The sequence below is a fragment of the Endozoicomonas sp. ALB032 genome, assembly GCF_049310125.1.
In the GTDB taxonomy this organism is placed as follows: domain Bacteria; phylum Pseudomonadota; class Gammaproteobacteria; order Pseudomonadales; family Endozoicomonadaceae; genus Endozoicomonas_A.
The window spans coordinates 3,352,856-3,365,464 of sequence record NZ_JBLYNW010000001.1 but is presented as its reverse complement, the minus strand read 5'-3'; the positions used below and the strand labels follow the sequence as shown (position 1 = coordinate 3,365,464).

Genomic DNA, 12,609 nt, shown 5'->3' with positions numbered 1-12,609 from the left:
TAGAGACCAACACCCGAAGCCTTAGAGAGGGTGTCACAAAACTCTCTCCGCCGTGAGAACGAGTTGACTCCCGTCATTCCCGGCTTCATTCTCGTCATTCCCGCGAAGGCGGGAATCCACAGTGACTCATCACCAGAACCATACTGCCCGGTGACCCCCTGGCCTTGTCATCCGCGAGAAGGCAGAGATCCACCGTTGGCGCTGGATTCCCGCCTTCGCGGGAATGACGACCTCAGAGCGTGGGAACGAGTAGTTGGAGTTTTGCGACACCCTCTTTGTCGAGGGTGTCACAAAAATACTTACCCATTCAGATCAGGTCTTTATTATTACAACTACTGATTATAGGGTCGCCCGGACGGGCGCTATTCTCTGTCAGGCTCCAATTTGTCCAATAGCGCCTCAAGATACCCTATATACTGACGATATGCAGATAATTGCCACCCAACCCGCATTACCCTGGGATCGATCGGTCTGATCTGAAAACCGAGACTTTTAGCCAATTTGTCAAAAGGAACACCGACGACTTTGTTCAGGGTCGCTTTGCCAGCCTTCTGCATATCTTGCTCCACATGCTCCATGGCAAGCCTGATCATAAATCGCGACAATAGCTCTACAAACGCAGCCTCTGATTGAACAGGCCCCTTCGTATTAGAATCGTCCGAGATGCCTTTTAACCAATGATAAGTCTGACTGCAAACTGCTCCAACGGTAGCTTCTCTCTGAAATTGTTGTAATTCATCAATGGGGGGTATGATGCCCCGTCCAAAGCCGCTACGAAAAGGTTCAATAAATTCTTCTAAAGATTCCAGCATTTCCGGAGATATTGGCGTGTAAACCAGATCCCGGACATCAACTTCGCCGGTTGTATCCGTTGGGCTGGGGGTATTTTGCTCCTCAACCAGACCATTCCCGGTAGCACGGCTATGAAAAAGCAAGAACAGTCCAATAACAAGTGAATAATAAACAGTATCTTTTACTATGCGCAAAATATCGTTATTGGCAGTACTGTTAGCGTGATCAATACAATAAATACTGATACGATCGCTCTCCAGTTTCATCATGAAATTACCCGGTTGGAAATCGGTGTTAAAAAAGTGGGATTCACTGATTGAATCCAAATAAACCGTTAGCACAAGTTTATGAATGCCAACGATAATAGTCTTTATTTCCGTTTCACTTAACCTTCCACCCTCTTTCCAGTCCGGCTGCCATGAAGCGAGCCTCTCCCTTAATGCGTCTGTACGATCGAGAGAACAGCCATCAATATACTCCATCACAAGGGCATCAGGGCTGGATAACGATACAGCCACCTCAGGTACCCTGAACTGAACTGGCACCTGATGGCCTGAACCGGTACTTACGCGGTACTCGTTGGTTTCTGTCAAATTTTTTAATGCCTCAGACGCTTTTTCAGTAAACTTAAGTTCCTGTGATAAATCACACTCATTACTAAAACTCTTGAATGCCTTGGAAAAGTCGTCAAAGTCCTTCTCTGACATAAAACCCCGGTCATAAAAGTCAGAAAACACGTCGGTCATTATCGAAACATCAATGTTAATTTTTTCTGCCAATTCTGGTGATAAATATTTAACAGCAAAATCTTGTCCATCAATATTAAACTGATCGACCTGGCAAATAGTCCCACGCCCAAGTGTTTCAACATGCCGGACAGTTGCTGCTGAAACGGCAGTGTTAGCCATTAACTGGCTACCGCTGTCATTATCAGCTGTGCCTGATCGTTCCTGCATGGCACCTTCAGAAAGCAGCCTGTCAGAACGCAATCCGGCATTAGCCACATTGCGCTCGACAACTTTCCTGATTACCTCAGGATCAACCTTGCCTGCCGAATACTGACTTGCGGATTTCACTATGTCAGTCACATAGTTATAAAGCTTTTGATCTGATTTAAAATACTCAGCCGGTACCTGAGTTGCTGCCAGGTATTGGCCTATTTTGCCGCATAGCCCACCATTTTCATGGTAAAACTGAGCAACTGCTTCAGGAGAACGTAAACAGACTTTCTTCACCACTGCAGCGCCGCAACTGGCAGCCACCCCAAGAACACGTGATGTCCTCTTGAGGGTGCGGGTGACTCCCTGTGTTATTGAGCCAGCCGCCTGAGATATCGTCCTGAAAACCAGGGAGTCACCCGCTCTGGAGTGACCTGCTGCAGGGTGCTCATGGGCGGGTTGCAATTGCTTGTCGGGATTAATGGCGGTGACAGTGCTTTTTGATGATGCACTGGTGGAATAGTTAGCCTCAGACAGCCTATTGTATGCACCGGTGCTGGTCAGTCCTGCGGTATTATTCGAAACGTCCATATCAACTCCTTGGTTCATCCATATTGTTTACATACAATCTTTGACTTGAATGAATCAAAGAAGTTCATTTTTAATGCTTATTATCCGCCTTTCACCACCCCTATCAGGAATACATGGACTCGTAAAAAATGCCCAAAATTTGAATGATCGTCCACTGCCTTTCCTTCAAACCAACCACATGTTCCTCCTGATTATTGACCGTTAATACACTAAGCCCCTGAAAACAGAAAAATACCCATCTTGCTGTTGGGTTCTGGCAGGGCTTTTTTTTCTGGTCTGGAAATACACGACTTTGCTTTTTCAGTTCCTGCCTGATTCTGTGCTGGATAGCAGCATAGACCATCAGGCACAGAGTCATCACCATTAACAGGGCTTCAATACGTTCCGCTTTCTTCAAATAGAGCGAAGAGACCAGAAAGTCCGGGCTCTTCAGGAACCGAAAGCCGCCTTCAACTTTTTGTTGCGACTTATAGATAGACAACAGCTCAGAGGCATTCAAACTATTTTTATCCAGCTCATTGGTGCTTAGGATAAAACAACCCAGTGAGGCCTCTGCATGCTCCCTCTTCTCGCAGGAAACAAAGCATTCAGCCTGCACAAAGTACTCGAAGTGATCAGGCTTGCTATCCGGCGATGGTCTTCCTTTGCCCGAATAGCAGGGTTTACAGATAACCTCAGGCTCTGTTTCGCTTTGGCAAAGTTTCGATTGTTTCTGCCACAAGGCAAAAGCCTTCAATGCATCGTCCCGGCACAAAAAGGCCTTTTTGCTCAGCTTCTCCAGATCACGGGCCTCTTTCAATGACTGTTTTTGCATCTTTCGGGTCAGTGTTTTCCGTTCACTAAGCCCGCGCTTTTTGTTGAGAAACAGGAACCATCGTTGTTGAACCCCTCCGTAGCAGGAAGGCACTTCAGCTGAGTAATAATCTTCATAGCCTTCAACAGGCTCCAGCGACATGGTTGGCGCTTTGCAGACCAGCTCCTTTGCCTCCTTGATGTTCAGGGGTACCCGGGAGATAAACAGCTGCTTTTGCTCATCAAGCGACTGAAGGGTTTCTGCAACATACATGGCAGCATCAGCAACCAGATAGCGGCTATTCAAAGCAGCCTTAAAACATGACAGATGATTTTTGATAATTTCCTGAAAACAGGTTTTGTCGTTTACATTACCGCTGGCAGGGGCCATAAACACAGGGATGCCCGCCTGGTTTTCAGTCATTAACTGTAAGACTACCTGGTTCAGGTCAGGCCGGTGGTCACGGCTGTAACCTTGGCAGATATGAATACAGTTCAAGTCGTCTGGATTGTCATGACTGTTATAGACTCCATCCACATGAAAGCTGGTGCCATCCAGATTTAATGCCTTGCAAGGAAGTTTCAGATGATTGACGACCTTGACGGCCAGATTGAGATACAAGTCGCTAACACCAGCGTCGTACAAACTGTCGAGAGCCCGACCAAGTACCTTATCGTTCAAGTGTTCAGCCTGTATACCTTCCCCGATAAGGCGGTCAATCGGCTTATCCTCAAAAAACTCAGGGAGCATGTATAGAGTTTGCCCCGTAAAGCCCAAGCCATTGATGATCATTGCAACTACAGCTTGTCCAATAGTGACATTACGAACATCGGAGTCATTTGTGATACGGGCATCAATGTATTCGGCTATCTTTAACTCCCGACACATAGCGGCAACCAAGCCAAGGTGGTTGAGGTTCTTAGACTGGTATTGAGCTTGAGACATGTTGGTGTACCTGAATGTCTGTTTATTTCTTTGACAACAGATTTTAGGCAAATATCAATCGGTGTGGTGAAAGGCAGTTATTATTTATTTTGAAAGAAATTAAGGGCGCAATCCCGCTTCTTTAGAGGCGGGTCAAGGCCTTGCAAGGCGTTAGCCTTGCTGTGACAATTGCTTAGATATTGTTACTGACTTTTTCCGAGGTAGTGACCAATAAGACTGCAGTCGTCGGCAACTGCTCCTGCGTTGCTCTAGCTCCTGCATCCATGCAGTCGTCGGCAACTGCTCCTGCGTTGCTCTAGCTCCTGCATCCATGCAGTCGTCGGCAACTGCTCCTGCGTTGCTCTAGCTCCTGCATCCATGCAGTCGTAGGTGGCAGTGAATTGGCCTGAAAACCCGCTTTTGTTCGTCAAAAAGCTCGCTATTCTCGATAATACTCCCAGTTATCCATTAGCGACTCCAGTTGCCCTATATACTGGCGATATGCAGACAATTGCCACCCAACCCGCAGTAATATGGGATTGTTCGGACTGATCTGAAAACCCAGACTTTGAGCAAATTTGTCAAAAGGAACAGCGACAACTCTGTGCAAGGCTGTAATGTCAGCCTTCTGCATATCTTGCTCCACATGCTCCATGGCAAGCCGAATCAAAAATCGCGTCAATAGCTCCACAAACGCAGCCTCCGATTGGACAGGCCCCTCCGTATTAGAATCGTCCGAGGTGTCTATTAACCAATGATAAATCTGACTGCAAATTTCTCCAACGCTAGCTTCTCTCTGAAATTGTTGTAATTCATCAATGGGGGGTATGATATCCGCTCCAAAGCCCCTACGATAAGTTTCAATAAATTTTTCTATAGATTCCAGCGCTTCCGGGGATATTGCCGTACAAACCAGAGCCCGGATGTCAACTTCGTCGGTTGTATCCATCGAGCTTGGGATATTTTCCTCTTCAATCAGGCCATTTCCGTTAGCACGGTTATGAAACAACAAGAACAGTCCTGCAAGAAGTGAATAATAAACAGGGTCTTTCATCATGCGCAAAATATCGTTATTGGCTGTACTGTTGGCGTGATCAATACAATAAATACTGATACGATCACTCTCCAGTTTCACCATGAAATTACCCGTTTGGGGGTCAGTATTTAAAAAAAAGGATTCACTGAATAAATCCAGATAAACTTTTAGCACAAGTTTATGAATGCCGACGATAATAGTATTTATTTCCGTTTCACTTAGCCTTCCACCCTCTTTCCAGTCCGGCTGCCATGAAGCGAGCCTCTCCCTTAACGCGTCTGTACGATCAAGAGAACAGCCATCAATATACTCCATCACAAGGGCATCAGGGCTGGATAAGGGTACAGACACCTCAGGTACCCTGAACTGAACCGGCACCTGATGGCCTGAGTCGGTAGTTACATGGTAGCGCTTGGTTTCTGTCAAATTTTTTAAGGCCTCGGACGCTTTTTCGGTAAACTTAAGTTCCCGTGATAAGTCACACTCATTACTAAAACTCTTGAATGCACTGCAAATGTCGTCAAAGTACATCTCTGAGATAAAACCCCAGTCATAAAAGAAAGAAACCAGGCTGTTCACCAACGAAACATCAATATTAATTTTTTCTGCCAACTCTGGTGATAAATATTTAACAGCAAAATCTCGTCCACCAATATTAAACTGATCGACCTGGCAAATACTCCCACGCCCAAGTGTTTTAACATGCCGGACAGGTGCTGCTGAAACGGCACTGTTAGCCATGAACTGGCTAACGCCGTCATTTATGCCTGATCGTTCCGGCATGGCATCTTCAGAAAGCAGTCCGGCATTAGCCACATTGCGCTCGATAACTTTCCTGATTACCTCAGGATCAACCTTGCCTGCCGAGCACTGGCTCGCGACTTTTACCATGTTAGTCGTGTAGTTATAAAGATCTTGATGTGATTTGAAATACTCAGCCGGTGCTTGTTTTGCAGCTACGTATTGGCCTATTTTGCCCCAAAGTCCGCCATTTTTATGGAAAAACTGAGCAATTGGTTCAGGAGAACGATAACAGACAACCTTCGCTATAGTAGCGCCACCACTGCAAGCCAACCCAATAACACGCGATGTCCTTTTCAGGGTGCAGGTGACTCTTTGGGTAATTGAGCTAGCCGCCTGAGATATCGTCCTGAAAACCAGGGAGCAACCCGCTCTGGAATGGCCTGCTGCAGGGTGTTCATGGGCGGGTTGCAATTGTTTATGGGGATTAACGGCGGTGACAGTGCTTTTTGATGATGTACTGGTGGAAGCAGCGTTAGCCTCAGACACCCTATTGTATGCACCGGTACCGGTCACTCCTGCGGTATTATTCGAAACGTCCATATCATTCCCCCCTGGTTCATAAATATTGTTTACATACAATCTTTGACTTGAATGAATCAAGGAAGTTCATTTTTAATGCTTATTATTTTCAATTTTGAATTGAAAAAACTGTAGATAGTTGGAGAAAAATTGAATGGTCGAGAACAAATAGAGACCAATCTTACAACACTGGCAGCACTCAATATTCACATATCACCATTGACTGTTTAAACTCGCCCGGATTATCTCAACCAGAGTGAGCCAAGAAGTGACCTGGCATATCATCGGTGCAGGCAGTATGGGCTGCCTGTGGACAGCTCAGTTCCTCAAGGCGGGCATGAAAGCGACCCTGCTTGTTCGGGAACAGAGACTGCGCTCACTCAACGTTACCCAGCCTGTTCTGGCCATTGATGAACTGGACGGAGTCAGTCAACACTTCCCTATCAAACTGGACTCTCCCGAGTCTCTCACTGGCTCGATAACCCATTTATTAGTCTGCACAAAAGCACAGGATGCTGAAGCGGCTGTTCTTTCAATCGCTGATCACTTATCAGACCAGTGCCAGATACTATTAATCCAGAACGGTATGGGCAGCCAACAGGCGATAGCACAACATTTCAGTTCACAAACCGTATGGGCCGCATCGACGACTGAAGGAGCATGGATGAAAGACGTTCTGCATGTCTGTCATGCCGGTCGTGGGTCAACCTGGGTGGGTCCTGTTGCTCAGAAGCCTGACAATGCTGTCTGGCAAGGATTAAAGGGCACGCTGAAAAAGCTGCCAGTTGACATTCAGTTTACCCATCAGATTGAAGAAAAGCTCTGGGATAAACTGGCAGTCAATTGTGCCATCAATGGTCTTACGGCTTTATATGATTGCAGGAATGGAGAACTGCTGGACACTGAAGAGCGTCAACAACGTTTAGCAGCATTGGCTGAAGAAGTGACACAGGTGAGGCAAGTCGCCGGTATTCCCGGATCAGGAAACCTTCTTGAGCTGGTCAGGCAAGTCTGCCGGAATACCGCAATGAACCACTCGTCTACCTGCATGGATGCCCGACAGGGTCGAAAAACCGAGCTGGCGTTTATTAACGGCTATCTGATTGACCAGGCTGAAAAGCTGGGAGTAGAAACGCCTGCTAACCGGACACTGATAAGAGAGCTGGCAGAACTCAATATCAGTTAGCCAAAAATAACGTCAAGGCATAAGCGACAGGTCCATTCAAGAGTGAGGTGTACGCCACAACTTAATGGCTGATCCAAGTGAACAAATGAAGTGATCGGTTTTGAGGGTCTCTCCGGTTTTTGCATCCGAGGCAATAAACCAGATATTAAATTCTTTATCATCTTCTCTGGAGAGGGTGTAAGCACTTTGCCACTCTATCCAGGCTGGCCATTCTATCCAGTCTGGCAGAGGTGTGGCATCCCTGACTTCAGCCATTAGATAGGTATTCAGTTTATAGCTCGTTAACATCATTATCGTGCCATCTTCATTGATGGTGTTTCGTTTAAAAATAGTGACCTCTTTTCCACGAAAACTCTCTACTGCCTGAGAATGAGGCTTAAGGTTCTGGTACTTATGAGTACACTGTCCAAAATCAATCACACCGATAACAGGCACTTCTCCGTGTTCAAGAGCATCCTTGAGGGCTATGTAGGAATTAATTTGTCTGGTCTCGGCCCATACCTGAGAGCAGGACATGGCCAAGGCAAGAAAAGCACACTTAAACGGCTTGATAATGTACATACTCTTTTGTCTTCTGCTGTGTTTTGAACATGACCCACGAGTATAGATCATGACAGGCTATTACTGTCGGCAAGAGCAAAGACATGAGACAACGATTTGTTTATAATCCCCGCCAATTCTTCATGATTTCCGGCCATATATTAGTAGAGTCAACATGCAGCCCCGAGACAATCTCGCTTCCGACCTGACCGACACCATCCAGCACAATGTTCGCAATGCCCTGGAAGAAGACATCGGCTCAGGTGATATTACGGCCTCCCTCATTCCTGCCTGGCAAATGGCCAAAGCACGTATCCTCTGTCGTGAACCTGCGGTTATTGCAGGGCGCCCCTGGTTTGATGAAGTATTCAGGCAGATTGACCCATCGGTGACTCTGGACTGGCAGGTTCAGGAAGGTGAACAGGTGGAAGCGGACCAGGTTCTGGTTTTTATGGAAGGTCCTGCCAGAAGCCTGTTGACCGGTGAACGTGCAGCCATGAACTTCCTTCAGACCCTTTCCGGCACTGCTACCCGCTGTTCTTACTACGCCAATCTGGTCAAAGAGACGGGCGTTAAACTGCTGGACACTCGTAAAACCCTGCCCGGTCTTCGCCTCGCCCAAAAGTACGCCGTCATGGCAGGCGGATGTCACAATCACCGGATCGGGCTTTATGATGCCTTCCTGATCAAGGAGAATCATATTGCCGCCTGTGGCGGGATTGAGCAGGCAGTCAGCACCGCCCGGGCCATGGCTCCGGGCAAGCCTGTGGAAGTTGAGGTCGAGAACATGGAAGAGTTCCAGCGGGCAAGAAGCGCTGGTGCCGACATCATTATGTTGGACAACTTCCCTCTGGACGCACTGCGTGAAACCGTCGAACTGAACAACTCCCTGCCAGCACCTCAACCCGGGCTGGAAGCTTCCGGGGGTATTACCGATGAGCGCCTGCCGGTAATTGCAGCGACCGGAGTCGACTTTATTTCCATCGGAACACTCACCAAAGATATTCAATCCATTGATCTGTCCATGAGACTGATTGATACCACAGAGATCTGAACAGGAAGCCAAAACCATGAGTAAAATTCTGGTCACAGGAGGTGCAGGCTATATCGGTAGCCATACCTGTCTGGAATTATTAAACGACAACTATGAAATAGTGGTTCTGGATAACCTCAGCAACAGCAGCGAAGAATCTCTGGGCCGGGTTCAGGAGATTACCGGCAAAACACTGGCGTTTGTTAACGGCGACATCCGCGATCGAGCTTTGCTGGACGGCCTCTTTCAGCAGCACGATTTTGAAGCCGTTATTCACTTTGCGGGGTTGAAAGCCGTAGGGGAGTCTTGCGAAATCCCTCTCGATTACTATGAAAACAATGTCTACGGCACCCTTGTACTCTGCCAGGCCATGCAGGCAGCCAATGTTAAACGCATTGTCTTCAGCTCGTCAGCGACCGTTTATGGTGACCCTGCCAGTCTGCCGATCACAGAAGATTTTCCGCTGAGTGCCACTAATCCTTACGGTCGCTCGAAACTGATGGTGGAAGAAGTTCTGGAAGATCTTTTCAAATCGGATACTGACTGGAGCATTGCCCTGCTTCGTTACTTTAATCCGGCAGGTGCTCACGCTTCTGGTCGCATTGGCGAAGATCCTAATGACACCCCGAACAACCTGATGCCTTACGTGACTCAGGTGGCCATTGGCAAGCTGGAAAAGTTGAGAGTTTTCGGTAACGACTACCCCACCATCGACGGCACCGGAGTTCGTGATTATATTCACGTCGTGGACCTGTCACTGGGTCATGTCAAAGCCATAGAAAAACTTCGTACGACCAAAGGCGTACATACCTGGAACCTCGGCTTAGGTAAAGGCTACAGTGTTCTGGAAATAGTTGCGGCGTTTGAAAAAGCGTCTGGCCAAAATGTACCTTACGAGATCACGGCTCGCCGTTCCGGTGACATTGCCGCCTGCTATGCCAATACCGACAAAGCTCTGAATGAGCTGGGTTGGAAAGCAGAGCGGGGGCTTGAAGAAATGGTGACCGACGCCTGGCGCTGGCAGTCCGACAATCCGGATGGATACAACCCTTAACTTTAATGGGGCTCTAATGCCCCATTTCGATCAGTTTCGTCTTATCTGGCCGATCAATTAAAGACGTCCCCCTCCCCGGAAAACTGATCATGAAACACCTTTTTTCGCTTTTTCTCCTACTCATTCCAATCACTGTATGGAGCGCCTGTCCAAGCTGGACCTCAGAGCAGGCTGAAAAGCAGATCGTTGCTCTGCAACAAGAGATCAGACATAACGATGACCTTTACTACAACAAACACTCTCCCGTGCTCACCGACCATGAATACGATGCGCTGAAAGCGCAACTGCAATCTCTGATAAAGTGTTTTCCGGAACTGACACTTCCTCCTGTTGCTGAGGAGAATATCGAGGGAGACGTTGACCATCGCGCCTTTATGGGTAGCTTGAAAAAAGCCCGGGACATTGATGATATCAAAAAATTTCTCAAACAAGCCGGTAAGGAAATCATTCTGGTTCAACCCAAAATTGACGGTGTTGCGGTTGAGCTGGTTTATCAGAACGGCAAACTGGTCGCCGCTTCTACCCGGGGCACAGGCGACAGAGGGCAGAATATTCTTGATGCCGTCAAACACATGCCCATAATCCCGAAAGCGCTGATTACGGAATATAACGATATTGTCCTGCACGGAGAACTCTTTGCCCGCCTGAATGAGACCGTCAAAAATTCCGTTTATAGCAGTGCCCGTCATTATGTCTCCGGCCATATCAGTCGCAAAGAACTGGATGTTTCGTCACTGGGCAGTATCGAATTCTTCCCATGGCGCTGGGTCAACAGCCCTTTTGATAGCGACAAGACGGTGATCAATACCCTGTACGGCTATGGTTTTGAGCTACCTGCCGAGCATACCCAACGGGGTAATACTCTGAAAGAGATAGAAAAAATCCGTGATACCTATAATAAACGCAGCGGTATGGAGCCCTTCCTTATGGACGGTATTGTTCTGAAACTGGACAACCTCGAGCTTCGTAAAAAACTGGGCTGGGAGAGCCAGAATCCAGCCTGGGCCATTGCCTGGAAATTCCCTTCCGACAGTGCCATAACCACAGTTAAAGGCGTTGATTTCAGAGTGGGACGTACCGGCCAGATCACCCCGGTACTTCAGCTGGAGCCGATAGCGATCGGAGGGGAAACCGTTCGGCAGGTATCACTGGGCAGCATCAAAAACCTGACTGAGAAGGATATCGCTATTGGCGACCAGATTTCTGTGCAACTGAAAGGTGCCGCTACACCGGTTTTTGGTCAGGTTGTTCTGAGGCCGGAGCATCGCACCCGACCAATGTTTCCAGACCCAAAAAGATACAATGCCTTCTCCTGCCTTGAGTTAAAGCCGGGCTGTGAAGAACAGTTTACTGAAAGATTGAAATGGCTGAGGATAAGTCTGGATATTCCCTTTTTGCACGAGCCACTGATAAAAAAGCTGATGGCAAATAAGGCCATTGACCGCTTTCCAGATAGTTTCAAAGTGTCTGAGTCTGACCTGAAACAGGCAGGCTTGAATGAGCATTCATCGAAACAACTGCTATCAGTACTCAACACACTTCATAGGGTTTCTCTAAAGTCCCAGATAAGAGCCCTGAGCATTCCACAGCTGGGAGAAACTCGCTCCAGAAAGCTGGCAAGCCATTTTAAAAGCTGGGACAAAATTCTTGATGCCACGCCAGAGGAAATGGCGGCTGTGGTTTTGATGTCCGTTAAGCAGGCTCAGAGGGCTAAAAGCTATTTGAATACTCCAAGCATCAGGGACTCTATTGAATGGTTCAGACAGCCCTGATTCTTCTTCTGGCCTTCATTCTCAAGTCAGTCTCATCTATTCACCAAACAGAAAAAAGGCCGGAATTAAATCCAGCCTTCGAAGCAACTACACCAATAAAGTTCTAGGGTGAGAAATCAGGTGTATCAGTTAAAGAATCATTGCTGCACAATGTACCACCACCATTACATGTAAGAGTCCATACAGTGCCTGTTGCATCAGGAGTGTACGTTAAAGTCTGTGAAGCAAAAGCCCCACCTGGAGTAATTGTGATAACCCCATCCACGACATCGTCTATTGTGTTTCTTGCAGCGGGAATACCATTTGATCCATCATCACAATCAGTGATAGGGTTGGTTTGAGCACAAATACCTACAGCCGTCTTATACTGGCTGGCTTCACTCAATGCAGCGTTTACCGTCGCATTACGGGTGTAATTCTGGTACTGGGGAATCGCCACTGCCGCCAGAATACCAATGATCGCCACTACGATCATCAGTTCTATCAGCGTGAAACCCAGCATCCTGGACATCCATGTTTTCATCTCGTTATCCTCGGTCATTGAATAGCTGCCCTCCGCCAATACACTGGGCCCCACAGGTCAGTCTCTAGCAAGATGTCGGCGCTCATGACCAGAGCTTTAGGACT

The 12,609-nt window shown here is 47.5% G+C and carries 10 protein-coding genes; 5 read left to right on the top strand and 5 right to left on the bottom strand.

What is annotated here, in order from left to right; all coding sequences use genetic code 11:
- Positions 1-63 precede the first annotated feature (63 nt).
- On the top strand, positions 64-339 hold the full coding sequence (locus tag ACO6VG_RS12505; protein ID WP_422137255.1) for a hypothetical protein: 276 nt from the start codon (positions 64-66) through the stop codon (positions 337-339).
- A gap of 23 nt (positions 340-362) precedes the next feature.
- Here ACO6VG_RS12505 and ACO6VG_RS12500 read toward each other — a convergent pair whose 3' ends face one another.
- The 3 genes from ACO6VG_RS12500 to ACO6VG_RS12490 form a co-directional block, all read right to left on the bottom strand.
- The gene (locus tag ACO6VG_RS12500; protein ID WP_422474201.1) at positions 363-2,321 is read right to left on the bottom strand and encodes an AarF/UbiB family protein; all 1,959 of its coding nucleotides are present in this window, start codon (positions 2,319-2,321) and stop codon (positions 363-365) included.
- Between the two features lie 103 nt (positions 2,322-2,424).
- Positions 2,425-4,059 (bottom strand): IS1634 family transposase, encoded by a 1,635-nt coding sequence (locus ACO6VG_RS12495; RefSeq protein ID WP_422137299.1) that lies wholly within the window; start codon positions 4,057-4,059, stop codon positions 2,425-2,427.
- A gap of 418 nt (positions 4,060-4,477) precedes the next feature.
- On the bottom strand, positions 4,478-6,148 hold the full coding sequence (locus ACO6VG_RS12490) for an AarF/UbiB family protein (RefSeq protein WP_422474199.1): 1,671 nt from the start codon (positions 6,146-6,148) through the stop codon (positions 4,478-4,480).
- Positions 6,149-6,665: 517 nt separating this feature from the next.
- Between ACO6VG_RS12490 and ACO6VG_RS12485 the strand changes: the two genes are divergently transcribed.
- The gene (locus ACO6VG_RS12485) at positions 6,666-7,583 is read left to right on the top strand and encodes a ketopantoate reductase family protein (RefSeq protein ID WP_422474197.1); all 918 of its coding nucleotides are present in this window, start codon (positions 6,666-6,668) and stop codon (positions 7,581-7,583) included.
- 36 nt (positions 7,584-7,619) lie between these two features.
- On the opposite strand, the gene ACO6VG_RS12480 is transcribed toward ACO6VG_RS12485, so the two are convergent.
- Positions 7,620-8,144 carry a hypothetical protein gene (locus ACO6VG_RS12480; RefSeq protein ID WP_422474195.1) on the bottom strand — a complete coding sequence of 175 codons (525 nt, stop codon included), beginning with the start codon at positions 8,142-8,144 and terminating at the stop codon, positions 7,620-7,622.
- 154 nt (positions 8,145-8,298) lie between these two features.
- Here ACO6VG_RS12480 and nadC point away from each other — a divergent pair, with 154 nt between their 5' ends.
- The 3 genes from nadC to ACO6VG_RS12465 all read left to right on the top strand — a co-directional run bounded on the left by nadC (position 8,299) and on the right by ACO6VG_RS12465 (position 11,982).
- A complete protein-coding gene (nadC, locus tag ACO6VG_RS12475) occupies positions 8,299-9,177 on the top strand; it encodes a carboxylating nicotinate-nucleotide diphosphorylase (protein ID WP_422474193.1) in 879 nt (292 codons plus the stop codon).
- 16 nt (positions 9,178-9,193) lie between these two features.
- Positions 9,194-10,210, top strand: coding sequence for a UDP-glucose 4-epimerase GalE (gene galE / locus ACO6VG_RS12470; protein WP_422132573.1), 1,017 nt, complete (start codon positions 9,194-9,196; stop codon positions 10,208-10,210).
- A gap of 89 nt (positions 10,211-10,299) precedes the next feature.
- Positions 10,300-11,982, top strand: a complete 1,683-nt coding sequence (locus ACO6VG_RS12465) for a helix-hairpin-helix domain-containing protein (RefSeq protein WP_422474191.1) — start codon at positions 10,300-10,302, stop codon at positions 11,980-11,982.
- Positions 11,983-12,085: 103 nt separating this feature from the next.
- Here ACO6VG_RS12465 and ACO6VG_RS12460 read toward each other — a convergent pair whose 3' ends face one another.
- A complete protein-coding gene (locus ACO6VG_RS12460) occupies positions 12,086-12,559 on the bottom strand; it encodes a pilin (RefSeq protein ID WP_422474189.1) in 474 nt (157 codons plus the stop codon).
- Positions 12,560-12,609 lie beyond the last annotated feature (50 nt).